The organism is Lysinibacillus sp. 10T31, from assembly GCF_056394365.1.
In genome coordinates this window covers 1-416 of the sequence record NZ_JBFTHS010000223.1, presented here as the reverse complement: position 1 = coordinate 416, position 416 = coordinate 1, and the positions used below count along the sequence as shown (strand labels likewise).

The 416-nt window shown below is 40.1% G+C and carries 1 protein-coding gene; it reads left to right on the top strand.

The genetic code is table 11. The features are described from left to right. Positions 1–170 precede the first annotated feature (170 nt). Positions 171–416 (top strand): IS110 family transposase (locus AC1DCY_RS27755; protein ID WP_477356012.1); only part of this gene is annotated, 246 nt, incomplete at its 3' end.

Genomic DNA, 416 nt, shown 5'->3' with positions numbered 1-416 from the left:
AACGTAACTGCTCGTGGGGCTTGACCCCGTCAACTAAACCGTTCGCCCCCTACTTGCAGAAACATGATTGAGGCTGGTTGGGACTTAGATCTCGTATAACAAGCGAAGCTATGACACTGCATGGAGGATTAGGGGTAACTGGCAAACTATGATTTAGGAGGAGATTAATAATGAATCCAGTCGTTGGTCTGGATATTTCAAAAGGAGAAAGCCAGATTCAAGCATTCTTAGATAAAGGCAAACCATATCGTAAAAGTTTTAAGGTGACTCATACTTTAGAAGGTCTTAATGACCTTATTATATTTTTAGAGGATGTAAAAAACGAGGCTGGTATGAAGCCTACAATCATTTTAGAAGCCACAGGACATTATGGTGCTCCTGTCATACATCATTTAGAAGAACGAGGATATTTATTG